Here is a 25,461-nt window from a genome sequence, read left to right as displayed (position 1 = left end):
GAGTCGCCCGCCGCACACCCGGAAAGCACCATGCCCGCTGATCTGTGGCGTTTCGCCGAAGAGTACTACCAACGCCCCGGCGTCGAGGCGGCCTGCCTGCGGCTGCAGGCGCGCGGCGCCGATGTCTGCCTGCTGATCTGCGCCATCTGGCTCGGGAGCCGCGGCGTCGCCTGCAGCGCAGCGCGCAGCGGACAACTGCAAGCGCTCGCGCAACCCTGGCAGCGCCAGGTGGTCGAGCGCTTGCGCCAGGTACGCCAGGATTGGCGAGAAGCCGCCCACGGCGACGAGGCACTGGCCGCGCTGCGCGAGCAGGTCAAGCGCCTGGAACTGCAAGCCGAACAGGTGCAACTGCAGCGCCTGGCGGCGGCCAGCCACGACTGGCCGACCGTCGCCGGGCAAACGCTGGATGCCTGGCTGGGCGCCTTGGCGCCCGCTGGCCTGAGCGCGGACGACGAGGCGCTGCGACAGCTACGCCACGCCGCCCTGCAAACTTAGGACTCGGCCGGCGGCGTATCCGGCGCCGCACCCGATGCGGCTGCCGCGGGCTGCGCAGCCGGGGCCGCCGACGAGCTGGTGACAGGCTGGGCCGCCGCCGGCTTGCGCGCCGCCGGTTTCCTCGGCGCCGGCTTGGCGGCCGGTTTGGCCGCAGGCTTTGCAGCAGTTTTCCGCGGTGCCTTGCTGGCGACCGCTTTGCCGGCGGCAGCCTCGGCTGGCGCGCTCGCGGCGGCGGTTTTGGCCGCCGCGGGTTTGGCGGCTGGCTTGGCCGCAGTGCGCGGCGCGGGTCTGGCGGTGGTCTTGGCTGCCGCCGGCTTGGCGGGTGCCTTGGCGGCAGTGCGGGCGCCGGACTTGGCGGCCGGTTTCGCCGCAGTCGCGCCGCTCGCCACCGCGGCGGCCGGTTTGGCAGCCGCTGGCTTCTTCGCCGCCGGCTTGGCCGCGGCCCTGCTCGCAGGCTTGGCGGCTGCCTTGGCCGTGGCAGTGCTGGCCACCGCCCTGGCTGGCGCCTTCGCGGCCGGGACCTTGGCAGCGGCAGGCTTGGCGGCCTTCTGCGCGGCGGCCGGCTTGGCTTCACGGCTGCTCAGCGCCTTGCTCGCCGCTTCCTTGACCTTACCCACGCCCTGGGCGAGCTTGAGGCTCTCCTGGGCATCTCGTTTGAGCTGCTGGATATAGCTGCGGGTCTCGGTCTGCCGGGTCTTCAGGGTGTCGAGCAGGTCTTCCAGCTCGGCCACCACGGCCTTCGCCTTGGCCTGGGTTTTGGCCTTGCCGGCCGCGGCGGCGTCCTGCAGCTTGCCGCGCGCCTTGTGCAGTTTTTCCTGGGCGTTGCCGCGCTGCTTCTCCAGCTTGGCCAACAGCTTTTCGGCATCGCTCAGCGCTTGCGTACAGGCCTTTTCCAGATGCTCGAGCAAGCTGTGGGATAGCTGCTGAAGCAGGTGCAGGGGGGTACCAACCGCAGTCTTCTTAGGGTTTTTCTTGGCCGACATGTCGCGCCTCCTGGCGGGTGTAGATGCTGCCCATACTAGACGCCCGCACCGGGGGTCGCTAGTTCAGCCATTGCCTGGGCGCACTGGCCCAGCCAGGCGCACGGGCGCGGCAATGCGGAATGGATGCTGGTATTCGCCGCCAACGGACAGGCGTCGCGACTCGCAAGCACGTCGAAGAAGAAGCTCGGGGCGAAGGTATGGTCAAGAAGGGCAAACGGCGTCAGGCGCGGCGCCCGGCCAGGGACTGCACGCGCCGTATCGCTTCGGTGCGGAGTGAGCGTGGGCGCATGACAGCGCCCGGCAGTCACCTGTTCGAGTCGGCGAAGGCGGCATGCCCTGATCCCAGCCTTCAGCGCGAAGGGTTCTCAGCGGCGCCGCGAGTGAGTCAAAGGGCGGCTTCGGCCTGTTGCTGGTGGGCGTTGTGCAGCACCTCGATCAGGCAATCCTCCAGCTCGAAGCGCTCATGCAACAGCTGGCCGAGACGCTGCACTTCCTCGCCCAGCGACACGCTGTCGCGGCAGTCGCCATTGTCGCAACGGTCGTTGAACGACAGCGCCACCTCGGTGATCGCCTCGATTCGCGGGTAGATCTGTTTGGCCAGCTCGAGACCGCGCTGATCGTCGAAAGCCTTGGCCTCGTTGGTCAACTGCTCGTAGACCTCGAAATGCCCGGCCGACACGTAGTCGACCAGCACTTCGCAAAAGCGCTGCAAGCTTAGCGCATTGGCACTGGGGGCTCGCCCGGAGTCGCTGATGGCCGCAAAGGCGGCGATCAGTTCCTGGCGCTCCTGCAACCAGCGGTCGATCAGCAGGTGAACCCCACCCCAACGTTCCTGGGCGTTCTGACAACTCTCGAGCATGACGACCTCTCTTCCCTTATCGGTATTCCTGTTATTCGTCCGATCCGAGACGGTTTTTTGTCAATCGGTGCGTGGTCTTGGGAAGGCAACCGCGTGATGGCAACTTTCCGGCGGTGCGTGCGAGCCAGATTATGCCCGGGGGCCGCCATCGACAAGGCACTGGCGGGAGAAAATTTCATACGAGCGTTTAATCGGCGCTCCGCATCGTGCCTGGCTTTCTGCTCGCGAAGGGCCGTGCGCCGGCGTGGCCGGCAATCTCGCGACAGGATCAGTCGCGACGCAACAGCTGGAGCAACGCGAAACCCAGCATGGCGACGAATCCGAGCAGGCTCCACTCCGGGATACTCAGGCCGAACAGGGTCCAGCTGACCTCGGCGCAATCGGCCGAACCGTGCAGCACCAGGCGCACGATTTCCTGGAACGGCAGGGCCTCCATCATGTAGTCGAGGCTTGGCAAACAGGCGGGCAGCTGGTCTGCCGGCACCCCTTGCAGCCAGATCTGCCGAGCGGCCGTGCCGCCACCCGCTGCGGCGAACAGCAACCCCAACCCGGCATAGGCGCGGCGACCGGCACGGCCCGGCGCGTGCAGCGCGGCGACCAGACAGACTAGGCCGAAGCCGATCACGCAGACGCGCTGGACGATGCACAGGGGGCAAGGCTCCAGGCCGACCACGTGCTCCAGATAGAGCGCCGCGCCCATCAGCGCCAGGCAGCCGAGAAACGCGAGGGAGTAGAGAGAACGGGGGCTGGCCAAGGGCATGACGGCTCCGGGGTGGAAAACGAAGCCGCCTACGGTAGAGGAAAGCGCCTCGGCCGATCAAGGCAAACCAGCCGGCCAGTGCGGCTAGCCATCGGCCGAAACGTGCCGTACGTCCAGTGGCGGGGGCGATCTGCCCCCCGCGACTAGTTCAGGGCCGGCTGTGGCAGCGCCAGGCCGCCCAGGCGCTGATCGAGCAGGCCGAGGCCCTCCTGGAACAGCTGGTTGCTGCGCTCGACTTCACCGAGCCGCGCCAGCAGACGCGCCAGCTCCGCGCAGGTTTCCGGGTCACGCTGGAACACCAGGCTGCTCTCGAAATACTCCCTGGCCTTGCCCCACAACTGATTCTGCAGACACAGCCGGCCGACGGTCAGCAGCAGGCCGGCGTCCTGCGGGTGCTGCTTCAGCCAGCCTTCGGCCGCCTGCAGCTGACGCGCCGGATCCTTGCCGCGGAGCAGCCCGTAGAGGCGCACCAGGCGGCCGTCGTAATCGCGCTTCAGGGCGTGATGCAGGAGCGCCTCGGCCTCCTGCTCGGCGCCCAGCACGCGCAGCTGTTCGGCGTACACCGCGAGCAATTCGGGCTCCTGGCGATGCGCTGACGACAGCTGCTCCCAGGCTTGCTTGAGCGTCTCCAGGGCGCCCGGCAGATCGTCCGCGGCGCCCTCGCCGACGGCAGTCAGGCGACCGCGCCAGGCCTGGCGCTCGAGTTCGGACAGCTCGGCGGCGCCGAGGACCTTGTGCTTGTGCAGCTCCGGCAACAGACCGAGCAGCGCCGACCAGTCGCCGGCCTGCAGGTACAGGCGCTGCAGCTGGCGCAGCACCTGGCGATTCTGCGGGTAGCGCTCGCGCATGATCTCCAGGGTCTCCCGGGCCGAATCGCTCTGCCCGCGAGCGTGCTGCAGCCTGGCATGGGTCAGGGCAATCGCCAGTTCGGCATCCGGCTGACGCTTGAGCGCCCGCTCCAGCAGCGCGTCGCTGTCCTCGTGCTGCCCCAGCTTGTGCGCCGCCCGCGCCGCGCTCAGGTAATACATCAAGGGCTGCGGGTCGCTTTCGGCCGCCCGGCGCAGGTAGCGCAAGGCCGGCACCCAACGGCCTTCCGCCAGGTCGACGAACCCCTGCTCGGAGGCCACACGCACGCGGCGGCTGCGGTGCAGGCCCGACCAGGGGTTGATCAGCCGCCCGGAGGTCACCAACAGGCGCAGCAGCAGACGCAGTACCCGCAATAGCAGCCAGATCGCCACCAGCAGGGCGAGGAAGGCCCACAGGCCGGATTCGTAACGGAAGCCCTGATAGGCGAACAGCACGTAGCCCTTGTGCTCGACGATGGCCACGCCGAGCAGCGCCACGCCGGCCACTACCAGCAGCACGGCGAGCAATACCAAGACACGCTTCATGGACGCGCCTCCTCGTCACCCTGGGCGCCCTCGGGCGCCAGCGACTCACGCGCCGACTGCTTGCGCTCCAGGTAGGCCTGCACGGCAGTCAGCGAGTTACCAAGGTCCGGCGCCACGACCTCGACGGTCTGGCCGATCAGCTCATCGATGCGCGTGCGCAGGGCCCGGCTCGCCGGATTCTCCCGGTCGAAATGGGCATCCAGCACGTCGGCGGCCTGCAGCAGGGCCTGCCGGTAGACCGGGGTCTGGCCATGCAGCGCGGCCCACTGCGCTTGCTCCAGGGCCAGGCTGAGCGCCAGGCGCACCTGGGTCAGGCTCTGCCCGGCGAGCAGCGGCCGGATGTTCTGGTCGGCGCTGAAGTCGATACGGAAGTACTGCGACAGGGTGTGCAGCCCCTGGGACCACCAGCTGGCGCCATCGCCCTCGGCGGCCAGCTCACTCAGCACGCCGCCCTGGCTTTCGAACACCGGGTTGAGGGCGCTGAGCTGTGCGGCCTGGTCACGCAGGGCGCCGAGCTGCAGGAACAGCCCGGTGCGATCCGGGTTGCGGGTCGCGCGCAAGGCCTCCAGGCTCTTGGCCAGCTGCTCGCGGGCGGCGAACGCCGCCGGATCGTCCTGGTCGCGGAGGATCTCGTCGGCGCCTTGCACCAGCGCCTTGGCGCTGTCGATGTCCTGCAGGGCAGACAGGCGCAGGCTGGCCAGGCGCAGCAGGTGCTCGGCCTCGGCCAGGCGCCAATCCTGGCGACTGGCACCTAGCACGGTCTCCAGCCGCTTGTTGAGCAGCTGCTGATCCCCCTGCAGCTGGGCAAGCAGGCGCCGGCGCTCCTCCAGTTCCGCCGCCGCGGGCAGCTGCTGGAGCCGCGCGCTCAGGCCATCGGCCCGCTGCGCCGCAACCCCGGCCTGCTCGCGCGCCGCCTGCAATTGCTCGAGGCGCTGCTGATCCCTGGCCTCCAGGGCGCGCAACTGCCACAGGCCCCAGCCGCCGGCCAGCACCGCGGCGATGGCCAGCAACAGGGCCAGAATGGCCAGCAGCAGGGCAACCTTGCCCGGCTTGGACGGCTCTTCGGCCTTGCCTGCCGGCGCAGCCTCGGGTACGGCCGGCGTCGGCTGCTCTTGCTCGTTCGGGGAAGTCGCTTCGCTCACGTGTCCATCCTTTGCATCAGAGGTCAGGGGCAGGTTGCGCCTGCAACGCCGCCAGCAACGCCGCGGCGCTGGCGCCGCGACAGTCCACAACAATCTCGGCGCCCGCGGCGCGCGCCTGCTCGGCGACGCGCGGGCTGGGTACAAACAAGGGTAGCCGAGCCAGCTCGGGCCAGTGCTCGGCCGCCAGCTGGCGCAGATGATCGAAGCCCTGGCCGCTGCTGACCACCAGGCCGTTCAGACGCTCGACACGCACCCGCTCCTGCAGGACGCCCTCGGGATAGTCCGGCAGCCGCCGGCGATACAGCGGCAGATAGTCCACCTGCACACCCTGCTCGCGCAGTCGCTCGGCGAGCAGCTCGCGGCCCTCCTCGCCACGCAGGATCAGCACCCGCGGCGTGAAGGCCGCGCGCAGCGCCTGCTGCAGCTGCGGCAGGGCCAGCAGGCTCTCGCTGTCGTCGCCCGCGTCCGGGCAATGCACCGGCAGACCGTAGTCGCCGAGGATCTGCGCGGTGGCCGCGCCGACGCTGAACCAGGGCTGTTCGGCCAGCGGTTGCGGCCAGTAGCGATCGAGCAGTTCCAAACCGAGCCTGGCCGCGGGCTTGCTCACCACTATCACCGCGCAATAGCGATCCAGGTCGAGGATGGTGGCGCGCTGCTCGGCGGTTTCCGCCAGCGCCTCGATGGCCAGCAGCGGCAGGCTGCTGCTGTGGATGCCCTCGGCGGCCAGCGTCGCCGCCAGTGCCGGGCACTCCTCGGCCGGACGGGTCAGCAGCAGGCGCCAGGCACTCACTCGGGATCGGCCTCGCCGTAGATCGCCTGCAGTATGCCCGCCGCCCCCTGCGCCAGCAGGGCTTCGGCGACCTGCACGCCAAGCTGCTCGGCTGCCGTCTCCGGCGCGCGACCCTCGGCGCGCAGCAGCAGCCCGCCGTCCGGCTGACCGACCAGGCCGCGCAGCCACAGCTGCCCGCCTTCGAGCACCGCGTAGCAGGCGATCGGCACCTGGCAGCCGCCGTTCAGGCGCTTGTTCAGCGCGCGCTCGGCGGTCACCCGCAGGGCGGTGTCGACATGGTGCAGGGGCGCCAGCAAGGCGTGGATCTCGCTGTCGGCGCTGCGGCATTCGATGCCCACCGCGCCCTGCCCGCCCGCCGGCAGGCTGTCCTCGACACTGATCGAGGCGCGGATGCGTTCGGCGAAACCGAGACGGATCAGCCCGGCGGCGGCGAGGATGATGGCGTCGTACTCGCCGGCATCGAGCTTGGCCAGGCGGGTGTTGACGTTGCCGCGCAGGAACTGGATCTTCAGGTCGGGGCGCCGGGCCAGCAACTGGGCCTGGCGGCGCAGGCTGGAGGTGCCGACCACGCTGCCGGCCGGCAGCTCGTCGAGGCTGTCGAAGCGATTGGAGACGAAGGCGTCGCGCGGGTCTTCACGCTCGCAGATGCAGTACAGGCCCAGCCCCTGGGGGAAGTCCATCGGCACATCCTTCATCGAATGCACGGCGATGTCGGCCTGATCCTCCAGCAGCGCGGTTTCCAGTTCCTTGACGAACAGGCCCTTGCCGCCGATCTTCGCCAGCGGCGCATCGAGCAGCTTGTCGCCGCGGCTGACCATGGGCACCAGACTGACCTTGAGGCCCGGGTGCGCCTGCTCCAGGCGGGCCTTGACGTGTTCGGCCTGCCACAGGGCCAGGGCGCTTTTACGGGTGGCAATGCGAATTTCGCGGGGCATGGGCAATTCCAGAATTCGAACCGCCGAGGATGATAACAGGCTGATCCGCCGGAAGCCTGCGGCCGAATGCCATGCATGGCCACGCGCCGGCGGCCGCCTGACTCAGCGGGGCGCGGGCCGGTGCGCGCCGCTAGAGGCTGTTCATCAGTTTGCGCACCCCGGCCACATGACGGCGGCTGACGATCAGCGCGTCGCCATCCAAACCCTTGAGGTACAGCTGGAAGTGGCCGAGCGGCGTGCGCTGCAGGCGTTCGATGCGGTCGCGGGCCACCAGGGCATTGCGATGGATGCGCACGAAGCGCTCGCCGAATTCGTCCTCCAGGGCCTTCAAGGGCTCGTCGAGCAGCACCTCGCCGCCCTCGTGGCGCAGCGTCACGTACTTGTGGTCGGCGATGAAGTAGATGACCTGGTCGAGCGGAATCAGCTCGATGCCCTTGCGGGTACGCGCGCTGATGTGGGTGCGCGGTCCTCCGCCGGTCTCGGCGGCCGGTCGGGTGAGGGCGGCGAGCTGCACGCGGTTTGGCCGTTCGGCCTTCTTCAGCGCCTCGCTGAGACTCTCCGGGCGCACCGGTTTGACCAGGTAGCCCACCGCGCTGACCTTGAACGCCTCCAGGGCAAATTCGTCGTGGGCGGTGCAGAAGATCACGGCCGGCGGCGCCTCGCGCTCGCAGAGTTTCGCCGCGACCTGCAGACCGTCGAGGCCCGGCATGCGGATATCCAGCAGCACGATATCCGGTCTCAGGTTGTCGATCAGGGTCAGCGCCTCTTCGCCGTTACTGGCAGCAGGCTCGAGGACTCGGTAGCCATCGAGGTCGCCGACCATACGGCTGAGGCGGTCACGGGCCAAGGGTTCGTCATCGACTATCAGGACATTCATAATGCACTGGCTTCCTGCATGAGTCTCGCACAAGGATAGCGTAGACAGGTGTAGTGGCGGCCGTCACGGCGCTCCACGCTGAGGCTGGCGCGTGACCCGAAGAGTGCGGCGAGGCGCGCATCGATATTGTTCAACGCCTGGTGCGTCCCGCGTGAAGCCTGCGGCTCCCCCTGCTGCTCGTAGGGATTGCTGACGCACAGGCGGAAGATCCCATCCGTGTAGCTCGCCTCGACCTGCACCAGCCCCCCTTCGATGCGCGGCTGGATACCGTAGACCAGGGCGTTTTCCAGCAACGGCTGCAAGGTCAGCTGCGGTATCGGCAAATCATTCGGCACGTCGGCTACCTCCCACTGCAACTGTAGCCGCTCGCCGAGCCGGTAATGCTCGATCGACAGATAGCGCTTGGCCAGTTCCAGCTCCTCAATCCAGGGCACCAGGCTGCCCGGCTTGGCCAGGCTGGCGCGAAACAGGTCGGACAGATCCAGTACCGCCTGTTCGGCTTTGTACGGATCGACTGCGACCAGGCTGGCGATGCTGTTCAGGCTGTTGAACAAGAAATGCGGGCGGATCCGCGCTTGCAAGGACTCGATGCGCGCACGCAATTCAGCCTGCTCCTGCCGACGCCATTGGCTCTGCAGATAGAAGTAGCGTAGCAGCAGTGCCGACATGATCATGCTGATCAGGGCGTGGCGCAGGTACAGGTTGACCTCGCCGTCGTGCGGCAGCGGCCCGCCGAGCTGGTAATAATCGGCCACCGCGGTGCAGGCCAGGGTCAGAGCCACCACTATCGCGCAGGACAGCCCCCCGGCCAGCGCCGCGCGCAGGCGCGCCAGCAATGGCCGCAGGCGACACAGGAGGGCCGCCGACAGCAGCACGATCCACTGCACGAACAGCGATGTCAGCGCCAGCCGTACCCAGTTGAAACCGGGCAGCATGGGTTCGGCGAGCACCAGCACCAGTACCAGCAACTCGGCGAGCAGGACCATGCTCAGCAGCGCTTCCGGTTGGCAGAGCTCCGGGATGAAGAAGTCATCGTCCGGCTCGTCGCTATTTTTATTGTTGAACCATTGAATATGCATCGGCGCAGTTTCCGTTTAGCGCGCCCGGGCGGCAAGCTGGCCGGCTCCGGCCGGGTGAAATAAATCCCTGAAAACACGTGCCGGCACCCGGATTTGTGATCCGCCCTACACTGGACGCGCCTCAGCCACCGCCTGAGCCAGGGGAAAAGCGGCGCGGCGAATTTGCCCGCGACCCTGTTATTATCGACGGACTTTTTCCGCCGCGCCGGCCGTTATCCACGGCCCGCACGAATCTGCGCACCAGCCGAGCGAATCCCATGAGCACAGAGAAGACCAACCAATCCTGGGGCGGCCGCTTCAGCGAGCCCGTCGACGCCTTCGTCGCCCGTTTCACCGCCTCCGTCGAGTTCGACAAGCGCCTGTACCGCCACGACATCATGGGCTCCATCGCCCACGCCAGCATGCTGGCCCAGGTCGGCGTGCTCACCGACGCCGAGCGCGACAGCATCATCGACGGCCTGACGCAGATCCAGGGCGAGATCGAGGCCGGCCAGTTCGACTGGCGCGTCGACCTGGAAGACGTGCACATGAATATCGAGGCCAAGCTCACCGAGCGCATCGGCGTCACCGGCAAGAAGCTGCACACCGGACGCAGCCGCAACGACCAGGTGGCCACCGACATCCGCCTGTGGCTGCGCGACGAGATCGACCTGATCCTCGCCGAGCTCACCCGCCTGCAACAGGGCCTGCTGGAGCAGGCCGAGCGCGAGGCCGAGACCATCATGCCCGGCTTCACTCACCTGCAGACCGCCCAGCCGGTGACCTTCGGCCACCACCTGCTGGCTTGGTTCGAGATGCTCTCGCGCGACTACGAGCGCCTGGTCGACTGCCGCAAGCGCACCAACCGCATGCCCCTGGGCAGCGCCGCCCTGGCCGGCACCACCTACCCGATCGACCGGCAGATCACCGCCCAGCTGCTGGGCTTCGACACCATCGGCGGCAACTCGCTGGACGGCGTCTCGGACCGTGACTTCGCCATCGAGTTCTGCGCCGCGGCCAGCCTGGCGATGATGCACCTGTCGCGCTTCTCCGAGGAGCTGGTGCTGTGGACCAGCGCCCAGTTCCAGTTCATCGACCTGCCGGATCGCTTCTGCACCGGCTCCTCGATCATGCCGCAGAAAAAGAACCCGGACGTGCCGGAACTGGTGCGCGGCAAGACCGGCCGGGTGTTCGGCGCCCTGACCGGCCTGCTGACCCTGATGAAGGGCCAGCCGCTGGCCTACAACAAGGACAACCAGGAAGACAAGGAACCGCTGTTCGACGCCGCCGACACCCTGCGCGACAGCCTGCGCGCCTTCGCCGACATGATCCCGGCGATCAAGCCCAAGCACGCGATCATGCGCGAGGCGGCGCTGCGCGGCTTCTCCACCGCCACCGACCTGGCCGACTACCTGGTGCGCAAGGGCCTGCCGTTCCGCGACTGCCACGAAATCGTCGGCCATGCGGTGAAGTACGGCGTCGACAACGGCAAGGACCTGGCCGAGATGAGCCTGGACGAACTGCGCCAGTTCAGCGACCAGATCGAGCAGGACGTGTTCGCCGTGCTGACCCTGGAAGGTTCGGTGAATGCCCGCAACCATATCGGCGGCACCGCCCCCGATCAGGTGCGCGCGGCGGTCAAGCGCGGCCAAACGTTGCTGGCCACCCGCTGACAGCGGCCTGAACGGCGGCGCGCTCAGCTGGCCGGTGGCCCGGAGCGCTGGCGCCGGGTCGCGGCGAAGGCGCTGGTGCCCAGCCAGCGCCACAGGCTCCGGGCATCGTCCGCGCGCCCGTCGACACGCAGCTCTTGGGCGCCGATCACCTCTTTCGGCGTGCGATCGCCCGCCCACACCTCGGTCAGCGCCCGCACCGTGGCATCCACCACCAGGGTCAGCTCGCGCCCCGGATCGTCGCGGCACAGATCCGCCAGCCCCTCCTCGACCACCAGCCACCAGCTGCCCTCACCCGGGCGCGCGTCACGAAAGCTGAACTGGATGACCACCGGACAGGCGGGAAAGGCCTCGAGACGGACGAAGCGGCGCACGTCCCACATCAACAGGCCGGCATCGAGCTGGTCGTCGCGCAGGCGACTGCCGATCCACTGCGCGCCCCAGTGGCCGAGGGCCATGACGATCGGCCGCAGGTCCTCGCCGGCCGCCGTCAGGCCGTACTCCCAGGCATTGCCGACGGCCGTGCGCTGGACCACGCCGATCTCCTCCAGGTGGCGCAGGCGCTGGGTCAGCAGGCTGCTGGACATGCGCGGCACGCCGCGATGCAGGTCGTTGAAACGCTTGCTACCGCACAGCAGCTCACGCACCACCAGGGGCGTCCAGCGACTGCACAACGCCTCGGCGCCGCGGGCGACGGTGCAGAACTGCCCGTAGCTGTCGTCCATCGTCGATCCTCCGGGTAGCAACACTTCAGATTCTGGACTAGTTGCCCGATTAAACCAGGCGCAGGCTGAAGCTCATGAGTTCACCCCAATGAGGAGCACGACCATGAGCATGATTGCAATCATCCAACGTCCGTCGGTACTGCTCGATCGCCAGGCCACCCTCGCCCGGGCCCTGGAGTCGGTGGCCGAGGCCGCGGCGGCGGGCGCCGAGCTGGTGGTCCTGCCGGAGCAGTTCATCCCCGGCTACCCCGCGTGGATCTGGCGACTGGCGGCCGGCAAGGACGGGGCGCTGATGGGCCAGCTGCACGAGCAACTGTTGGCCAACGCCGTGGATATCGCCCGCGGCGACCTCGCCCCCCTGCAAGAGGCCGCCCGCCGCCACGGCCTGACCATCGTCTGCGGCCTCAACGAGTGCGAACACAGCCGCGGCGGCGGCACGCTGTACAACAGCGTGGTACTGATCGGCGCCGACGGCGCCCTGCTCAATCGCCACCGCAAGCTCATGCCGACCAACCCCGAGCGCATGGTGCATGGCCTGGGCGACGCCGCCGGTCTGCGCACGGTCGACACCCCGGTCGGCCGGGTCGGCACGCTGATCTGCTGGGAAAGCTACATGCCGCTGGCGCGCTATGCCCTGTATGCCGAGGGCGTACAGGTCTATGTGGCGCCCACCTACGACAGCGGCGAAGGCTGGCTGGCGACCCTGCGCCACATCGCCCTGGAGGGCCGCTGCTGGGTCCTGGGCAGCGGCACCCTGCTGCGCGGCAGCGATGTACCCGACGACCTGCCCGGACGGACACAACTGTTCCCCGACCCGGCCGAATGGATCAATGACGGCGACTCCGTGGTGATCGACCCCCAGGGCCGCATCGTCGCCGGGCCGCTGCACCGCGAGAGCGGCATTCTCTACGCGCAGCTCGACAGCTCCCGGGTGGCGCCGGCGCGCCGAGCCCTGGACGTGTGCGGTCACTACGCACGTCCGGACATCTTTGAGCTGCAGGTGCGCCGCACCCCATCCCAGGCGGTGCACTTCATCGACCGATGAAACCGGGCCAACCGGGCACAGGGCCCGGCAAGCGCCCGACCTTCGACAGGAGACAACAGATGAACAGCCAAGCTAGCTATCAAGGGCAGTGCCTTTGCGGCGCAGTCCGCTTCAGCGTCAGCGGCGAGCCCGCAGCCATGGGCTATTGCCACTGCCAGTCATGCCGACACTGGTCGGCCGGACCGGTCAACGCCTTCACCCTGTGGCCCAAGGAGGCCGTCGAGGTGACCCAGGGCGCCGAGCACATCGGTCGCTACAACAAGACCCCGCAGAGCACGCGGCAATGGTGCAAGGCGTGCGGTGGACACCTGTTCACCGAGCATCCGGACATGGCCCTGGTCGATGTCTACGCCGCGCTCATCCCGGCGTTCGCCTTCAGCCCGGGCGTGCATGTGCACTACCAGGAGGCCGTACTGCGGATCAAGGATGGCCTGCCCAAGTGGCGGGACGTACCCGAAAACCTGGGCGGCTCGGGCATCAGCCTGGCCGAATGATGCCCCCGCCCTCAGCGCTGGAGGCCGACCGGATGCACACGACAGAGGCGACAGGCTCGTCGCAATCGAGGCGTCAATAAACCATACGTCAGAATCGTGACGCAGTACCGTGCAACAGATCGCCTTAGGCTCTAGGCTGACTGCCAAGCAGGCCCGGATCGTCCGGGCCCTTCTCGCGCGAAACGGCGCCTGCCCGGGAGTACAGCGCAATGAAACGGATCCTCCTCAGCCTTGTTCTGTTCGCCGGCCTCGGCCTGCTCCCGGCCTGCGCCACGCCGCTGGTGATTCCCAGCCAGGTGAGCTGGCACATGCAACTGGACGGCAGGCTGCAGAAACCCGACCGTCAGCTATACGACATCGACCTGTACGACACGCCGGCGAAAACCATCGGTGACCTCAAGGCCGTCGGGCGCATCGTCATCTGCTACTTCAGCGCCGGCACCTGGGAAGACTGGCGCGCGGACGCCGCGGACTACCCCGCCGCCGCGCTCGGCGCACCGCTGGCCGACTGGCCGGGCGAGCGCTGGCTGGATATTCGCCGCGCCGACGTGCGTGCCCTGCTCAGCAAGCGCCTGGACCTGGCGGTCAGCAAGGGCTGTCACGGCGTCGACCCGGACAATGTGGATGGCTACAGCAATGCCAACGGCCTGCAACTGACTGCGGCCGATCAGCTCGACTTCAACCGTTGGCTGGCCCGCGAAGCGCACCAGCGCGACCTCGCCGTCGGCCTGAAGAACGCCGTGGAACTGCTGCCGCAACTGGTCGACGACTTCGACTTCGCCGTCAACGAAAGCTGCTACGTCTACAAGGAATGCGACGGCTACCGGCTGTTCCGCCAGCAGGGCAAGGCGGTGCTGATCGCCGACTACCGCGCCTACAACAGCAACCTGTGCACGCAGGCCGCGGCCTCGGGCTACCGCCTGCAGTTCTTCAAGCGCTCGCTGAAGGGCGTTGGCACGCCCTGCAAGTAAGCGCGGCGGTTACTCGAAGCAGATCTCGATGATCGCGCGGCCGAACTTCGACTCGAACGGCATGTAGATGCGCGGCCCCTGGGCATGGTGGCGGATGCTGTGATCGGCACCGGCCACCACCATCGGGGTGGCCATCTCGAAGTCGAAGCCCTGCTCGGCCAGGCGGCGCTTGGCCCCCCCGGTGACCATGTTGGTGATCTCGCCGACCATATCGGTCACCTCGTCGTTGATCTCCGTCGGCGCCTCGCCCAGCATGCGCCGCATGGCCTCCAGGGCCAGCGACTTCTGGAAGGTCACCGACATCGAGCCGCGGGTCTGCGGGGCCAGCATGCCGATCAGCCCGGAGACATCGCCCAACGCTCGCTCGTCGGTCTTGCGCTGCGGCTTGCCGGGCGTCAGCTCGAGATTGGCCATGGTGCTCATCACCTCGAGCATCGAGGCCAGAAAGGGGTTGACGAATTCCGCCCGCATGGGTGCTGCCTCCAGGTCTGCAGCCGCGCCAATGCCGGGCACGGCGTCCGCTTCGAGAATAATCAGGTTCACAGACTACGCCGAGCACGCGGCCATTGGCCAGCGTCGGCCCGCCCAAGCACTGGGGAGAATGCCAGGGCGCGCCGGCGCCGGCCGTGGCACACTGTCCGCTCAGCCCCAGGACGCACGCCATGAGCGAACACCCAGAAGCAGAAGACGAAGCCTTCGCCGAAGCAGCCTTGCTGCAGGCCATCGAAAACCAGATCGAAGCCGGAGAGCCACCCGCCACCCTCGCGGTGCTGAACAAGCTGACCCTGGTCGGCTTCGAACGCGAAGAAATCCTGCAGATGATGGCCCTGGTCCTGGCCCACGAGGTCAAGGCCATGCTCGCCGCCGACCGTCCGTTCGACGGCGCCGCCTACGAGCAGGCCTTGCGCGCGCTGCCCGAGCTGCCGGATGATCCGTCTGAGCCGGCGTGAGTTCGCCCCGCTACGCTAGTCGTTGCAGCCGGCACGCCAGCGCCGGGCTCGCTACACTGCACGCACCCGACGCGGCGAAAGCCCGCAGGGGGCACCTACCAGCCGGGCACCCGCGGTGTCCGGCGCAAGACAACAAGAACCGGGAGCATCTATGACCTTCACCCCTGATCTGGTCGCCGAACTGGAACTGCTTGCGCTGTTCAACCTGGGCAACACCCAGGAAGGCCTCAAGGTTCATCACGTCGCCGCACCCCAGGCCATCGCCGCGGCCCAACGCCTGCACGACAAGGGCCTGGTCACCCAGACCGACGGCGGCTACCTGACCAGCCTCGGGCTGGAAGCGGCCGAACATGCACAGAGCCTGCTGACCATCCTCACCGTAAGCGAAACGGCCTGACCCACTGCGCCAGACAAGCCGCCGCTCGACAGCGCGAGCGGTGGCTTAAGCGCATGCCCATAATGCGCCGCGAGGCTCTGGCGGCCGCTAGCCCCAGCGTCTTGCCCCGCAGAGCCCCGACATGAGCAGCAGCCAGGAAATCCGCCCGGACCTCGACGACGGCATCGACCGCAAGGTGCTGGCGCAGCTGCGCGCGCGCTTTCTCAAGGTCAATGACGGCCGCCTGCAGCGCGCCCTGCAGGCACTGTCGAGCCGCCAGCAACTGGTACTGCGCCTGCTGCCGTTGCTGTTTCACGTCAACCACCCGCTGCTTCCCGGCTATGTCTCGGGCCTGACCCCGGCCGGGCTGTCCGGTTTCGAGCCCGACGACGCCCTGCTCGCCGAGACGCAGCGCCTGACCCGCTCCTTCGCCTACAAGCCGCGCCGCGGCCCGACGCCGCAACCGATTCACGGGCTGTTCCTGATGGGCAGCCTGGGCACGGTGGCCCAGGCCGAGCAGAGCGACATGGACCTGTGGGTCTGCCACGCCCCAGACCTCAGCCCCCAGGAACTCGTCGAGCTGGGCAAGAAATGCACCCTGCTCGAGGCCTGGGCCGCGACCCAGGGCGCCGAGGCGCACTTCTTCCTGGTCGACCCGGCCCGCTTCAGCATCGGCGACCGCGACGCCCAGCTGACCTCGGACGACTGCGGCACCACCCAGCACTACCTGCTGCTCGACGAGTTCTACCGCTCGGCGATCTGGCTGGCCGGGCGCACGCCGCTATGGTGGCTGGTGCCGGTGTACGAGGAGGCGCGCTACCACGACTACACCCGCGCCCTGCTGAGCAAGCGTTTCATCCGTGCCGAGGAGGTGCTCGACCTCGGCCATCTGGCCCGCATCCCGCCGCAGGAGTTCATCGGCGCCGGCATGTGGCAGCTGTACAAGGGCATCGAGTCGCCCTACAAGTCGGTGCTCAAACTGCTGCTCACCGAGGTCTACGCCAGCGAGCATCCCCAGGTCGAATGCCTGTCGTTGCGCTTCAAGCAGGCGGTCTACGCCAACCGCCTGGACCTCGACGAACTGGACCCCTACGTGCTGGTCTACCGGCGCCTGGAGGAATACCTGAGCGGGCGTGGCGAAACCGAGCGCCTGGCCCTGGTGCGGCGCTGCCTGTACCTGAAGGTCAACCGCAAGCTCAGCCGCGCGCCGCGCGACTCGCGCAAGAGCTGGCAGCGCCTGCTGCTCGAACGCCTGATCGACGAGTGGCAGTGGGACCCGCAGCAGCTGGCGCTGCTCGACAGCCGCAGCCAGTGGAAGCTGCGCCAGGTCAGCGCCGAGCGGCGCATGCTGGTCAACGAGCTGACCTACAGCTACCGCTTCCTCTCGCAGTTTGCCCGCCGCGAACAGGCCGGCAGCTCGCTCAACCGCCGCGACCTCGGGGTGCTCGGCCGGCGCCTGTACGCCGCCTTCGAGCGCAAGGCCGGCAAGATCGAGATCATCAACCCGGGCATCGCCCCGGACCTGGGCGAGGACATCCTCACCCTGGTGCACTGTCCGAGCCCGCAAGCGCCCAAGGACAATCAATGGGCGCTGTTCCGCGGCAGCCTGGGCGCCCAGGAGTGGCCGGATTTCGCCCCACTCAAGCGCGCCGGCGAGCTGATCGAGCTGCTCGCCTGGTGCCACCGCAACGGGGTGATCGACAGCGGCACCCGGCTGTCGCTGCACCCGGGCAGCAGCGACCTCAGCGAGTCCGAACTGAACAACCTGCTGGGCAGCCTGCAACAGGCCCTGCCGCTGCCCCTGGCGCCGCTCGAGGAAACCGCGCTGCTGCGTCCCAGCGCGCCATGCGAGGTCCTGCTGCTGGTCAATGTCGGCCTCGACCCGCTGCGCCAGCACAGCCAGATGGACCTGCACATGACCAGCGAACGGACCGACGCGCTGGGCTACTCGGGGACCCGGGAAAACCTGATTCTGACCCTCGATCAGGTCAGCCTGAACAGCTGGAACGAGCTGACCGTGCGCCGTTACGCCGGGCCGAACGCCCTGCTCGAGTGCCTGCGCGGCCTGCTCGACAGCCTGCCGGCCGGCGCGACCAAGCCGCGCCTGCAGGTGCGCTGCTTCTGCCGCAACCGCGCCATGGCCATCGCCGAGCGGGTCGACGGCCTGTTACGCGACATTCTCCAGCACCTCAGCGCGAAGCAGCGTAACCGCTACCTGCTGCAGATCCAGCAGCACTACCATGTGCTCGAACTGGTCCCCGGCCAGACGCGCCACACGGTGCTGCACGACCTGCCCGCGCTGCTCGCCCACCTGGGCCACGCGCAGCCGGACTACAGCCCGCTTTACCTCGACCGCAACGCCCTGGAAGGCGAAGACCTGGCGCTGATCCTGCCCCTCGGCCGGCCCCAGTGCATCCAGGTGTTCTACCGCCTGCACGAGAGCGAGGCGACGGCGGAGCTGACCGTACTGGACGAGCACAACGCGCTGTGGCGCCAGTCGGTGCCGTTTCACGACGAGCAGAGCCTGCTGACCCCGCTGCAGCGCTTCCTGCGCGCCTTCCTGTACCGGCGCAACGCCGTGCTGCCGCTGGACAGCCCGGTGCCGCAGGCGCCACCGGAAGTGCTCTATTACCAGGTGCTGCCGGACGCGCCGCTGCGCGCGCAACGCCTGGAGCGGCGCCCGCCGCCGCAGGCGCCGGCCAATCACCCGTTCTATGACGTCCAGGCGATCGTCGAGCCGGCCGCAGGGCGACGCCCCAGCGTCACCCTGTACTGCAATCATCGCGAGTTTTCCGAACTGGAATACCGCGGCGGCCTGTTCGCCGCCGCGGCCCGCCACATTCTCGCCCAGCGCCGCACCGGCGAGCGCTATCGCTGCTACATCACCGACCTGGACCTGTCCGCGGTGCTCGGCAACGGCCAGGCCCAGACCATTCAGTACCTGCGCTACAAGGCCGAACTGGAAGCGGCGCTGAACAGCGCCCTGGAGCGGGTCTGAGGCGCGCCTGAGGAGCCGGGTAGCGCCGGCGCCAGGCGCTCAACCCTGGCGGCGATACTCGCCGGCGGCCTCGGGCTGGTACTCCACCGCCAGCAGGGCCAACTTCAGCGACTTGCCGCCCGGCCCCACCCAGTCGATGTGCTGGCCGACGCTGAGACCGAGCAAGGCGCTGCCGACCGGGGCGAGGATCGACACCCGGCCCTCACCGCCGGCATCCTGGGGATAGACCAGGGTCAGGTGATAGTCCTTGCCAGTGCTCTGCTCACGACAGTGCACCCGCGAATTCATGGTCACCACCCCGGCCGGCACCTCGTCGTGACCGACCACCTCGGCGCGATCCAGCTCGGCCTGCAGGGCGACGGCGCCCGCGCCGAAGTCCTCCAGGCTGTCGAGCAGACGCTCCAGACGCTGCAGGTCGAGGCGGGTAATGGTGATCGGCGGTGCGCTGTTCATGGTCGTGCGGATCTCCTTGTCGGGAGGCGAAAAAAGCAAAACCCCGCCAGGACGGCGGGGTTTTGCGAGTGATTTCGAGCGACCGTAACACAGCCGGGCAAATAAACAAGACCAGCCGGTCAGCGCCGCGCCTGCAGGCGCGCCTGGGCCTCCTGGCAGATCAGCCGGCGCCGCGCATTGTCGGCGCGGCCCCATTCGAGGATCTCCGCCAGCAGCCGCCCGCAACCCATGCACATGTCCCCAGGGTCCAGGCAGCACTGGCGCCGGCACGGCGAGGCGACCACCTCGGTTGCGGCGCCTCGCCCCTCAGAGTTCGTCGAACTCAAGATCGGCCCCGGCCTGGTCGAGGGTGATGCGCGCCAGCATCTCGCCGAGCTGCTCGTCGCTGCTGTCGCAGATCCAGCGTTCGCTGGCCGCGTCGTAGTCGAAGTGGAAGCCGCCGGAGCGGGCCGCGACCCACAGCTGGCGGATCGGCTCCTGACGGCTGAGGATCAGCTGGCTGCCGTTCTCGAACCGCACGGTCAGCACCCCGGCGGAGTTCTCCAGGTCGAGGTCCAGGTCGCTGTCATCGAAGATGTCTTCCACCGCTTGCTGCGTGGCGTCGACCAGGTCGTGAAAGCGGGCTTCGGTCAAACTCATTGGGCTGTCCTCGGAATAATTCGGGTCTATCAGGCGGGCTCTGGAGGCGCCGACCAGTACGGCGGGCGATCACGCCAGGCTGCAAGGCCTGGTCGGCGCACAGTTGCCGCACCGGCCGCCGGCCTGTCGCCTCCGGCAACTGGCGGAAGGATAAACCGACTTCGCCCAACTGGCGCCCCTGTTTTAGCAGCCGGCGACTGCACGGCCGCGCGCACGGTGCCGTTGCCCGGCGATTCGGCGCCTGCTCGGCGAGGCCTGGCGAACAGCGGCAAAGCCCCGCCGGACGGGAATCCCAGCGCATAGGCAAGGCCTCGGGGGGCCGGTATACTCCGGCCCAATCATGCTTTTTTACAAGGATTTCCCCATGAAGCGGCTGCTAACTGCCCTCATTGCGCTCGTCGCCGTCACCTCCCTGCTCGCGGGCTGCGGCCAGAAAGGCCCGCTGTACCTGCCGGACGACAGTCCATCCGCCTCCACGCAAGACGAATAAGGACGGCTCATGGAAGTCTTCAACTACCGCGACGGCGAGCTGTTCGCGGAGGGCGTGGCCTTGTCCGCCATCGCCCAGCGCTTCGGCACGCCCACCTACGTCTACTCGCGCGCACACATCGAGGCGCAGTACCACGCCTACGCCGATGCCCTGCAGGGCATGCCGCACCTGGTCTGCTTCGCCGTCAAGGCCAACTCCAACCTCGGCGTGCTCAATGCCCTGGCGCGCCTTGGCGCGGGCTTCGACATCGTCTCCCGTGGCGAGCTGGAACGCGTCCTGGCCGCCGGCGGCGAGCCTGGCAAGATCGTCTTCTCCGGCGTCGGCAAGAGCCGTGACGACATGCGCCGCGCCCTGCAAGTGGGCGTGCACTGCTTCAACGTCGAGTCCACCGATGAGCTGGAGCGCCTGCAGCAGGTCGCCGCCGAGCTGGGCCAGACCGCCGCCATTTCCCTTCGGGTCAACCCGGACGTCGATGCCGGCACCCACCCCTATATCTCCACCGGGCTGAAGGAAAACAAGTTCGGCATCGCCATCGCCGACGCCGAGGCGGTCTACGCCCGCGCCGCCGCGCTGCCAAACCTGCAGATAGTCGGCGTCGATTGCCATATCGGCTCGCAGCTGACCAACCTGCCGCCCTTCCTCGATGCCCTGGATCGCCTGCTGGGGCTGATCGACCGCCTCGCCGAACAGGGTATTCAGATCCGGCATCTGGACCTCGGTGGCGGCCTCGGCGTGCAGTACCGCGACGAACAGCCGCCGCTGGCTGGTGACTACATCAAGGCGGTGCGCGAGCGCATCGCCGGCCGCGACCTGGCCCTGGTATTCGAGCCGGGCCGCTCGATCGTGGCCAACGCCGGCGTGTTGCTGACCCGCGTGGAATACCTCAAGCACACCGAGCACAAGGACTTCGCCATCGTCGACGCGGCGATGAACGACCTGATCCGCCCGGCCCTGTACCAGGCCTGGATGGACGTGGTGGCGGTGCAGCCGCGCGACGGCGCCGCCCGCGCCTACGACATCGTCGGACCAATCTGCGAGACCGGCGACTTCCTGGCCAAGGAACGCGAGCTGGCCCTGGCCGAGGGCGACCTGCTGGCGGTGCGCTCGGCCGGCGCCTACGGCTTCGTCATGAGCTCCAACTACAACACCCGCGGCCGCGCTGCCGAGGTGATGGTCGATGGCCAGCAGGCCTTCGAGGTGCGCCGCCGCGAAACCCTCGACGAACTCTTTGCGGGCGAAAGCCGCCTGCCGGAGTGACCTCGATGCTATTGCGCTTTACCAAGATGCACGGGCTGGGCAACGACTTCATGGTCCTCGACCTGGTCAGCCAGCACGCGCACATCCAGCCGAAGAACGCCAAGCAGTGGGGCGACCGCCACACCGGGATCGGCTTCGACCAGCTGCTGATCGTCGAGCCGCCGAGCAACCCGGACGTCGACTTCCGCTACCGCATCTTCAACGCCGACGGTTCGGAAGTGGAGCAGTGCGGCAACGGCGCGCGCTGCTTCGCCCGCTTCGTGCTGGACAAGCGCCTGACGGTGAAGAAGCAGATCCGCGTGGAGACCAAGGGCGGCATCATCGAACTGGACGTGCGCAACGATGGCCAGGTCAGCGTCAACATGGGCGCGCCGCGCCTGGAGCCGCAGCAGATCCCCTTCCAGGCCGACTACGAGGCGCTGAGCTATCCGGTGCAGGTGGACGGGCAGACGGTCGAGCTGGCCGCCGTGTCCATGGGCAACCCCCACGCAGTGCTGCGCGTGGACAGCGTCGACAGCGCGCCGGTGCATGAACTGGGGCCGAAGCTCGAGCATCACCCGCGCTTTCCGCAGCGGGTCAATGTCGGTTTTCTCCAGATCATCGACCGCCAGCGCGCGCGCCTGCGGGTGTGGGAGCGCGGCGCCGGCGAGACCCAGGCCTGCGGCACCGGCGCCTGCGCCGCGGCGGTGGCGGCGATTCGCCAAGGCTGGATGGATTCGCCGGTGCAGCTCGAGCTGCCCGGCGGGCGCCTGTCCATCGAGTGGGCAGGCCCCGGCCAGCCCGTTATGATGACCGGGCCCGCAGTCCGCGTCTTCGAAGGACAGGTTCGCCTATGACCGACCAGCAGAGCTCGCCCAAGCCACTCGATTCGGAGACGGTCGCCGCCTACCTGCGCCTGCATCCGGAATTCTTCATCGACCACGACGAGCTGATCCCCGAGCTGCGCATTCCCCATCAGCGCGGCGACACCGTGTCGCTGGTCGAGCGCCAGGTCAAGCTGCTGCGCGAGCGCAACATCGAGATGCGCCACCGCCTGTCGCAGCTGATGGACGTGGCCCGGGAGAACGACCGGCTGTTCGACAAGACCCGCCGCCTGGTGCTCGACCTGCTCGATGCCGGCAGCCTGGAAGAAGTGGTCAGCGCCGTCGAGGACAGCCTGCGCAGCGAGTTCAAGGTGCCCTTCGTCAGCCTGATCCTGTTCAGCGAAACGCCGCTGCCGGTCGGCCGTACGGTCAGTGGCGCCGAGGCGCACCAGGCCATCGGCGGCCTGCTGGCCGGCGGCAAGACCATCTGCGGGGTACTGCGCAAGCATGAACTGGCGTTCCTGTTCGGCGCCGAGGACGCCGAGCAAGTCGGCTCGGCCGCCGTGGTGGCCGTGGCGCACCAGGGCCTGCACGGCGTGCTGGCCATCGGCAGCGCCGACCCGCAGCACTACAAGAGCTCCCTCGGCACCCTGTTCCTCGGCTATATCGCCGAAGTCCTGGCCCGCGTGCTGCCGCGCTTCGCCACCCCGCTGCGCTCGGTGCGCTAGCCCGCGCCCGACGCGGGGTCGCTGCCGCTCAGCTCCAGCACCACGAGAACCCCGTATGAAGCTCAGCAGCACCACGCCCATCCTGCGGATATTCGACGAGGCCAAGGCCCGCGCCTTCTACCTCGACTTCCTCGGCTTCCGGGTCGACTGGCAGCACCGCTTCGAACCGGGCCTGCCCCTGTACCTGCAGATTTCCCGGAGCGGCTGCGTGCTGCACCTCTCCGAGCATCACGGCGACTGCTGTCCCGGCGCGGCGCTGCGCATCGAATCCGACGACGTGCAGGCGCTGCACCAGGAGCTGCTGACCAAGGACTATGGCTATGCCCGGCCGAGCATCGCGCAGATGCCCTGGGGCAGCTGCGACATGCCGATCTGCGATCCCTTCGGCAATCGACTGATATTCACCAGCTCGGCCGGCGGCTGAGCCGCCCCGTCGGGAGCCTCCATGCACAGCCAGCTCGACGCCTACCTCGAACACCTGCGCAGCGAGCGCCAGGTCTCCGCTCACACCCTGGACGGCTATCGCCGCGACCTCGGCAAACTGCTGGCATTCTGCGAGGCCCAGGCGCTGCCTGCCTGGACCGACCTGGATAGCTGCCAGCTGCGCCGTCTGGTGGCCCAGCTGCACCAGCAGGGCCAGTCCAGTCGCAGTCTGGCGCGCCTGCTCTCGGCGGTGCGCGGCTTGTACCGCTACCTGATCCGCGAAGGCCTGGCCGAGCATGATCCGGCCAGCGGCCTGAGCCCACCGAAGGGCGAGCGCCGGCTGCCCAGGACCCTGGACGCCGACCGCACCGCACAACTGCTCGACGGCGCGGTGGAGGACGACTTCCTCGCCCGGCGCGACCAGGCCATGCTCGAGCTGTTCTACTCCTCGGGGCTGCGCCTGTCCGAGCTGGTCGGCCTGAATCTCGACGGCCTCGACCTGGCCGCCGGGCTGGTGCGGGTCTGCGGCAAGGGCAACAAGACCCGCGAGCTGCCACTCGGGCGCATGGCCCGCCAGGCCCTGGAACAATGGTTGGCCCTGCGCGCCCTGGCCGGCCCCATCGACGGCGCGCTGTTCATCAGCCAGCAGGGCCGGCGCCTCGGCCCGCGCGCCGTGCAGTTGCGCGTGCGCCAGGCCGGGGTGCGCGAGCTCGGCCAGCACCTGCACCCGCACATGCTGCGCCACTCCTTCGCCAGCCACCTGCTGGAGTCCTCCCAGGACCTGCGGGCGGTGCAGGAGCTGCTCGGCCATGCCGACATCGCCACGACCCAGGTCTACACCCACCTGGACTTCCAACACCTGGCCACGGTGTATGACCGTGCTCACCCCCGGGCCAAACGCAAAGGCGGCGCAGAATGACCATCGAACTGATCACCTTCGACCTCGACGACACCCTGTGGGACGTGACCCCGGTGATGCAGGATGCCGAAGCAGCGCTGCGCAACTGGCTGACCCTGCACGCCCCGCGCCTGGGCACCATGCCGGTGGATCACCTGTGGACCATTCGCGCCCAGCTGCTGGATGACGAGCCGGCGCTCAGGCACCGCCTCAGCGAACTGCGCCGGCGCATCCTGTTCAACGCCCTGGAGAGCGCCGGCTACCCCCATGAGGACGCTGCCACCCTGGCCGAATGTGGCTTCCAGGTATTCCTCGCCGCGCGCCATCAGGTCGAGCTGTTCGCCGAGGTGCATCCGACCCTGGAAGCCCTGGCCAGCCGCTTCAAGCTCGCGGTGATCACCAACGGCAACGCCGATGTGCGCCGCCTGGGCCTGGCCGACTATTTCCAGTTCGCCCTGTGCGCCGAGGAGCTGGGCGTCGGCAAGCCCGACCCCAAGCCCTTTACCGAAGCCCTGGCCCGCGCCGGGGTGAAGGCCGAGCACGCGGTGCATATCGGCGATCACCCCAGCGACGACATCGGCGGCGCCCAGGCCGCCGGCCTGCGGGCGATCTGGTTCAATCCCGAGGGCAAGGCCTGGCAGGCGGCCGGCACGCCGGACGCGGAAATCGCCAGCCTGGCCGAACTGCCGGCGCTGCTGCAGCGCTGGACCTGAGCCCGGGCGCCGGCGAGGCATAAAAAAGCCCGCCGGCAGGCGGGCTCTGACAGCGCGGCACAGCCCTCAGATGGGGCGGCTGCCGTACTTGTTGTCGGGCTTCTTGGGCGGGTCGGAGACCACATTGGGCTCGACCTCCTGCACCTTGCCGCCGCGCGCGAGAAATTCTTCCATAGCGCGCGCCAGGGCATCGCGCTCCTTCTGCTTGGCTTCGACGCTCGGCAGTTCCTCGACGTCGGCCGCGGCCTTGCTCTTGGCCTTGCTCTTGACCGGCGTTGCCGCCTCGTCGTCGCCGTCATCACCGCTGTCGCCGGTGTCCGCTGCGGCCAGCTCCTCGCCGTCGTCCTCGTCGGCCCCGTCCAGGTCGTCTTGTTCCAGATCGTCGTCGCTCATGTTCAACCTCATGACTTGCAAAAGCAGGTTAGTTATAGCCCAGCTGCGTAACCTATCGCACACCGCCGGAAAATTTCCAATGCCCTTGCCCGCTACCACAGCCGGGGGCAAGTCGCCTCCAAGGCGCCGCTGCCAGCTGCAGCGT

Annotated in this window: 30 protein-coding genes; 15 read left to right on the top strand and 15 right to left on the bottom strand. The window is 68.4% G+C overall.

Annotated features, from left to right (window positions below):
• Positions 1-30 precede the first annotated feature (30 nt).
• Positions 31-495 (top strand): TIGR02444 family protein, encoded by a 465-nt coding sequence (locus LPB260_RS06525; RefSeq protein WP_208707890.1) that lies wholly within the window; start codon positions 31-33, stop codon positions 493-495.
• On the opposite strand, the gene LPB260_RS06520 is transcribed toward LPB260_RS06525, so the two are convergent.
• The 9 genes from LPB260_RS06520 to LPB260_RS06480 all read right to left on the bottom strand — a co-directional run bounded on the left by LPB260_RS06520 (position 492) and on the right by LPB260_RS06480 (position 9,311).
• The gene (locus LPB260_RS06520) at positions 492-1,478 is read right to left on the bottom strand and encodes an AlgP family protein (protein WP_208707889.1); all 987 of its coding nucleotides are present in this window, start codon (positions 1,476-1,478) and stop codon (positions 492-494) included. The genes LPB260_RS06525 and LPB260_RS06520 overlap by 4 nt on opposite strands.
• Before the next feature lie 385 nt (positions 1,479-1,863).
• On the bottom strand, positions 1,864-2,337 hold the full coding sequence (gene rsd, locus LPB260_RS06515) for a sigma D regulator (protein ID WP_208707888.1): 474 nt from the start codon (positions 2,335-2,337) through the stop codon (positions 1,864-1,866).
• Between the two features lie 268 nt (positions 2,338-2,605).
• Positions 2,606-3,097, bottom strand: a complete 492-nt coding sequence (locus tag LPB260_RS06510; protein ID WP_208707887.1) for a disulfide bond formation protein B — start codon at positions 3,095-3,097, stop codon at positions 2,606-2,608.
• Between the two features lie 143 nt (positions 3,098-3,240).
• Entirely contained in the window at positions 3,241-4,488 is a 1,248-nt protein-coding gene (locus LPB260_RS06505; RefSeq protein ID WP_208707886.1) for a heme biosynthesis HemY N-terminal domain-containing protein, read from the bottom strand.
• Positions 4,485-5,630: a uroporphyrinogen-III C-methyltransferase gene (locus LPB260_RS06500; RefSeq protein WP_208707885.1), complete on the bottom strand. Its 1,146-nt coding sequence runs from the start codon at positions 5,628-5,630 to the stop codon at positions 4,485-4,487. Before LPB260_RS06500 ends, LPB260_RS06505 begins: the two co-directional genes overlap by 4 nt.
• 16 nt (positions 5,631-5,646) lie before the next feature.
• Positions 5,647-6,420, bottom strand: a complete 774-nt coding sequence (locus LPB260_RS06495; protein ID WP_208707884.1) for a uroporphyrinogen-III synthase — start codon at positions 6,418-6,420, stop codon at positions 5,647-5,649.
• Positions 6,417-7,355: a hydroxymethylbilane synthase gene (gene hemC, locus LPB260_RS06490; protein ID WP_208707883.1), complete on the bottom strand. Its 939-nt coding sequence runs from the start codon at positions 7,353-7,355 to the stop codon at positions 6,417-6,419. Before hemC ends, LPB260_RS06495 begins: the two co-directional genes overlap by 4 nt.
• A gap of 130 nt (positions 7,356-7,485) precedes the next feature.
• Positions 7,486-8,232, bottom strand: a complete 747-nt coding sequence (locus LPB260_RS06485) for a LytTR family DNA-binding domain-containing protein (protein WP_208707882.1) — start codon at positions 8,230-8,232, stop codon at positions 7,486-7,488.
• Positions 8,229-9,311, bottom strand: a complete 1,083-nt coding sequence (locus tag LPB260_RS06480; protein ID WP_208707881.1) for a sensor histidine kinase — start codon at positions 9,309-9,311, stop codon at positions 8,229-8,231. The genes LPB260_RS06485 and LPB260_RS06480 overlap by 4 nt, the downstream gene beginning before the upstream one ends.
• 257 nt (positions 9,312-9,568) lie before the next feature.
• On the opposite strand from LPB260_RS06480, the gene argH reads away from it, so the two are divergent.
• Positions 9,569-10,963 (top strand): argininosuccinate lyase, encoded by a 1,395-nt coding sequence (gene argH / locus LPB260_RS06475; protein WP_208707880.1) that lies wholly within the window; start codon positions 9,569-9,571, stop codon positions 10,961-10,963.
• 23 nt (positions 10,964-10,986) lie between these two features.
• On the opposite strand, the gene LPB260_RS06470 is transcribed toward argH, so the two are convergent.
• A complete protein-coding gene (locus tag LPB260_RS06470; RefSeq protein ID WP_208707879.1) occupies positions 10,987-11,685 on the bottom strand; it encodes a helix-turn-helix domain-containing protein in 699 nt (232 codons plus the stop codon).
• Between the two features lie 103 nt (positions 11,686-11,788).
• Between LPB260_RS06470 and LPB260_RS06465 the strand changes: the two genes are divergently transcribed.
• From LPB260_RS06465 to LPB260_RS06455, 3 genes are all read left to right on the top strand, one after another.
• The gene (locus LPB260_RS06465) at positions 11,789-12,730 is read left to right on the top strand and encodes a carbon-nitrogen hydrolase family protein (RefSeq protein ID WP_208707878.1); all 942 of its coding nucleotides are present in this window, start codon (positions 11,789-11,791) and stop codon (positions 12,728-12,730) included.
• A gap of 59 nt (positions 12,731-12,789) precedes the next feature.
• Positions 12,790-13,224 carry a GFA family protein gene (locus LPB260_RS06460; RefSeq protein WP_208707877.1) on the top strand — a complete coding sequence of 145 codons (435 nt, stop codon included), beginning with the start codon at positions 12,790-12,792 and terminating at the stop codon, positions 13,222-13,224.
• Between the two features lie 209 nt (positions 13,225-13,433).
• Positions 13,434-14,195, top strand: coding sequence for an endo alpha-1,4 polygalactosaminidase (locus LPB260_RS06455; RefSeq protein ID WP_256625529.1), 762 nt, complete (start codon positions 13,434-13,436; stop codon positions 14,193-14,195).
• Between the two features lie 9 nt (positions 14,196-14,204).
• Here LPB260_RS06455 and LPB260_RS06450 read toward each other — a convergent pair whose 3' ends face one another.
• Positions 14,205-14,738, bottom strand: coding sequence for a chemotaxis protein CheX (locus LPB260_RS06450; protein ID WP_218281509.1), 534 nt, complete (start codon positions 14,736-14,738; stop codon positions 14,205-14,207).
• Between the two features lie 119 nt (positions 14,739-14,857).
• On the opposite strand from LPB260_RS06450, the gene LPB260_RS06445 reads away from it, so the two are divergent.
• The 3 genes from LPB260_RS06445 (at position 14,858) to LPB260_RS06435 (ending at position 18,519) form a co-directional block, all read left to right on the top strand.
• A complete protein-coding gene (locus LPB260_RS06445) occupies positions 14,858-15,145 on the top strand; it encodes a hypothetical protein (protein WP_208707876.1) in 288 nt (95 codons plus the stop codon).
• A gap of 151 nt (positions 15,146-15,296) precedes the next feature.
• Positions 15,297-15,542, top strand: a complete 246-nt coding sequence (locus tag LPB260_RS06440) for a TIGR02647 family protein (protein WP_208707875.1) — start codon at positions 15,297-15,299, stop codon at positions 15,540-15,542.
• Between the two features lie 121 nt (positions 15,543-15,663).
• A complete protein-coding gene (locus tag LPB260_RS06435) occupies positions 15,664-18,519 on the top strand; it encodes a class I adenylate cyclase (protein ID WP_208707874.1) in 2,856 nt (951 codons plus the stop codon).
• Positions 18,520-18,558: 39 nt separating this feature from the next.
• Here the strand turns inward: LPB260_RS06435 and rnk are convergent, their stop codons facing one another.
• The 3 genes from rnk to cyaY all read right to left on the bottom strand — a co-directional run bounded on the left by rnk (position 18,559) and on the right by cyaY (position 19,611).
• Positions 18,559-18,972 (bottom strand): nucleoside diphosphate kinase regulator, encoded by a 414-nt coding sequence (gene rnk / locus LPB260_RS06430; protein WP_208707873.1) that lies wholly within the window; start codon positions 18,970-18,972, stop codon positions 18,559-18,561.
• A gap of 119 nt (positions 18,973-19,091) precedes the next feature.
• Positions 19,092-19,256 carry a DUF1289 domain-containing protein gene (locus tag LPB260_RS06425; protein ID WP_208710092.1) on the bottom strand — a complete coding sequence of 55 codons (165 nt, stop codon included), beginning with the start codon at positions 19,254-19,256 and terminating at the stop codon, positions 19,092-19,094.
• 22 nt (positions 19,257-19,278) lie between these two features.
• The gene (gene cyaY, locus LPB260_RS06420) at positions 19,279-19,611 is read right to left on the bottom strand and encodes an iron donor protein CyaY (RefSeq protein WP_208707872.1); all 333 of its coding nucleotides are present in this window, start codon (positions 19,609-19,611) and stop codon (positions 19,279-19,281) included.
• Positions 19,612-19,975: 364 nt separating this feature from the next.
• Between cyaY and LPB260_RS06415 the strand changes: the two genes are divergently transcribed.
• Genes LPB260_RS06415 through LPB260_RS06385 form a run of 7 tightly spaced genes read left to right on the top strand, consistent with a single transcriptional unit; the run spans position 19,976 to position 24,923 of the window.
• Positions 19,976-20,101 carry a lipoprotein gene (locus LPB260_RS06415; RefSeq protein ID WP_208707871.1) on the top strand — a complete coding sequence of 42 codons (126 nt, stop codon included), beginning with the start codon at positions 19,976-19,978 and terminating at the stop codon, positions 20,099-20,101.
• Between the two features lie 9 nt (positions 20,102-20,110).
• A complete protein-coding gene (gene lysA, locus LPB260_RS06410) occupies positions 20,111-21,358 on the top strand; it encodes a diaminopimelate decarboxylase (protein ID WP_208707870.1) in 1,248 nt (415 codons plus the stop codon).
• Between the two features lie 5 nt (positions 21,359-21,363).
• The gene (dapF, locus tag LPB260_RS06405) at positions 21,364-22,194 is read left to right on the top strand and encodes a diaminopimelate epimerase (RefSeq protein ID WP_208707869.1); all 831 of its coding nucleotides are present in this window, start codon (positions 21,364-21,366) and stop codon (positions 22,192-22,194) included.
• Positions 22,191-22,889, top strand: coding sequence for a DUF484 family protein (locus LPB260_RS06400; protein WP_208707868.1), 699 nt, complete (start codon positions 22,191-22,193; stop codon positions 22,887-22,889). Before dapF ends, LPB260_RS06400 begins: the two co-directional genes overlap by 4 nt.
• 55 nt (positions 22,890-22,944) lie before the next feature.
• Positions 22,945-23,313, top strand: coding sequence for a glyoxalase superfamily protein (locus LPB260_RS06395; RefSeq protein WP_208707867.1), 369 nt, complete (start codon positions 22,945-22,947; stop codon positions 23,311-23,313).
• A 21-nt stretch (positions 23,314-23,334) separates the two neighbouring features.
• Positions 23,335-24,231 carry a tyrosine recombinase XerC gene (xerC, locus tag LPB260_RS06390; protein ID WP_208707866.1) on the top strand — a complete coding sequence of 299 codons (897 nt, stop codon included), beginning with the start codon at positions 23,335-23,337 and terminating at the stop codon, positions 24,229-24,231.
• Positions 24,228-24,923 carry an HAD family hydrolase gene (locus LPB260_RS06385; protein ID WP_208707865.1) on the top strand — a complete coding sequence of 232 codons (696 nt, stop codon included), beginning with the start codon at positions 24,228-24,230 and terminating at the stop codon, positions 24,921-24,923. The genes xerC and LPB260_RS06385 overlap by 4 nt, the downstream gene beginning before the upstream one ends.
• Positions 24,924-24,989: 66 nt before the next feature.
• Here the strand turns inward: LPB260_RS06385 and sutA are convergent, their stop codons facing one another.
• On the bottom strand, positions 24,990-25,316 hold the full coding sequence (sutA, locus tag LPB260_RS06380; protein WP_208707864.1) for a transcriptional regulator SutA: 327 nt from the start codon (positions 25,314-25,316) through the stop codon (positions 24,990-24,992).
• Positions 25,317-25,461 lie beyond the last annotated feature (145 nt).

The organism is Pseudomonas sp. LPB0260, assembly GCF_013388395.1.
Note: the sequence above shows the minus strand (reverse complement) of the source record. Positions and strands in the feature narration are given on the sequence as shown.

Bases quoted from the DNA above. Each gene is read 5' to 3' on its own strand.
- rsd (WP_208707888.1), bottom strand. From the start codon at position 2,337: ATGCTCGAGAGTTGTCAGAACGCCCAGGAACGTTGGGGTGGGGTTCAC.
- LPB260_RS06445 (WP_208707876.1), top strand. From the start codon at position 14,858: ATGAGCGAACACCCAGAAGCAGAAGACGAAGCCTTCGCCGAAGCAGCC.
- cyaY (WP_208707872.1), bottom strand. From the start codon at position 19,611: ATGAGTTTGACCGAAGCCCGCTTTCACGACCTGGTCGACGCCACGCAG.
- xerC (WP_208707866.1), top strand. From the start codon at position 23,335: ATGCACAGCCAGCTCGACGCCTACCTCGAACACCTGCGCAGCGAGCGC.
- LPB260_RS06395 (WP_208707867.1), top strand. From the start codon at position 22,945: ATGAAGCTCAGCAGCACCACGCCCATCCTGCGGATATTCGACGAGGCC.
- LPB260_RS06485 (WP_208707882.1), bottom strand. From the start codon at position 8,232: ATGAATGTCCTGATAGTCGATGACGAACCCTTGGCCCGTGACCGCCTC.
- LPB260_RS06435 (WP_208707874.1), top strand. From the start codon at position 15,664: ATGAGCAGCAGCCAGGAAATCCGCCCGGACCTCGACGACGGCATCGAC.
- LPB260_RS06440 (WP_208707875.1), top strand. From the start codon at position 15,297: ATGACCTTCACCCCTGATCTGGTCGCCGAACTGGAACTGCTTGCGCTG.
- LPB260_RS06505 (WP_208707886.1), bottom strand. From the start codon at position 4,488: ATGAAGCGTGTCTTGGTATTGCTCGCCGTGCTGCTGGTAGTGGCCGGC.
- LPB260_RS06465 (WP_208707878.1), top strand. From the start codon at position 11,789: ATGAGCATGATTGCAATCATCCAACGTCCGTCGGTACTGCTCGATCGC.
- hemC (WP_208707883.1), bottom strand. From the start codon at position 7,355: ATGCCCCGCGAAATTCGCATTGCCACCCGTAAAAGCGCCCTGGCCCTG.
- LPB260_RS06455 (WP_256625529.1), top strand. From the start codon at position 13,434: ATGAAACGGATCCTCCTCAGCCTTGTTCTGTTCGCCGGCCTCGGCCTG.
- LPB260_RS06400 (WP_208707868.1), top strand. From the start codon at position 22,191: ATGACCGACCAGCAGAGCTCGCCCAAGCCACTCGATTCGGAGACGGTC.
- LPB260_RS06525 (WP_208707890.1), top strand. From the start codon at position 31: ATGCCCGCTGATCTGTGGCGTTTCGCCGAAGAGTACTACCAACGCCCC.
- lysA (WP_208707870.1), top strand. From the start codon at position 20,111: ATGGAAGTCTTCAACTACCGCGACGGCGAGCTGTTCGCGGAGGGCGTG.
- LPB260_RS06480 (WP_208707881.1), bottom strand. From the start codon at position 9,311: ATGCATATTCAATGGTTCAACAATAAAAATAGCGACGAGCCGGACGAT.
- sutA (WP_208707864.1), bottom strand. From the start codon at position 25,316: ATGAGCGACGACGATCTGGAACAAGACGACCTGGACGGGGCCGACGAG.
- LPB260_RS06510 (WP_208707887.1), bottom strand. From the start codon at position 3,097: ATGCCCTTGGCCAGCCCCCGTTCTCTCTACTCCCTCGCGTTTCTCGGC.
- LPB260_RS06520 (WP_208707889.1), bottom strand. From the start codon at position 1,478: ATGTCGGCCAAGAAAAACCCTAAGAAGACTGCGGTTGGTACCCCCCTG.
- LPB260_RS06470 (WP_208707879.1), bottom strand. From the start codon at position 11,685: ATGGACGACAGCTACGGGCAGTTCTGCACCGTCGCCCGCGGCGCCGAG.
- rnk (WP_208707873.1), bottom strand. From the start codon at position 18,972: ATGAACAGCGCACCGCCGATCACCATTACCCGCCTCGACCTGCAGCGT.
- LPB260_RS06385 (WP_208707865.1), top strand. From the start codon at position 24,228: ATGACCATCGAACTGATCACCTTCGACCTCGACGACACCCTGTGGGAC.
- LPB260_RS06415 (WP_208707871.1), top strand. From the start codon at position 19,976: ATGAAGCGGCTGCTAACTGCCCTCATTGCGCTCGTCGCCGTCACCTCC.
- dapF (WP_208707869.1), top strand. From the start codon at position 21,364: ATGCTATTGCGCTTTACCAAGATGCACGGGCTGGGCAACGACTTCATG.
- argH (WP_208707880.1), top strand. From the start codon at position 9,569: ATGAGCACAGAGAAGACCAACCAATCCTGGGGCGGCCGCTTCAGCGAG.
- LPB260_RS06460 (WP_208707877.1), top strand. From the start codon at position 12,790: ATGAACAGCCAAGCTAGCTATCAAGGGCAGTGCCTTTGCGGCGCAGTC.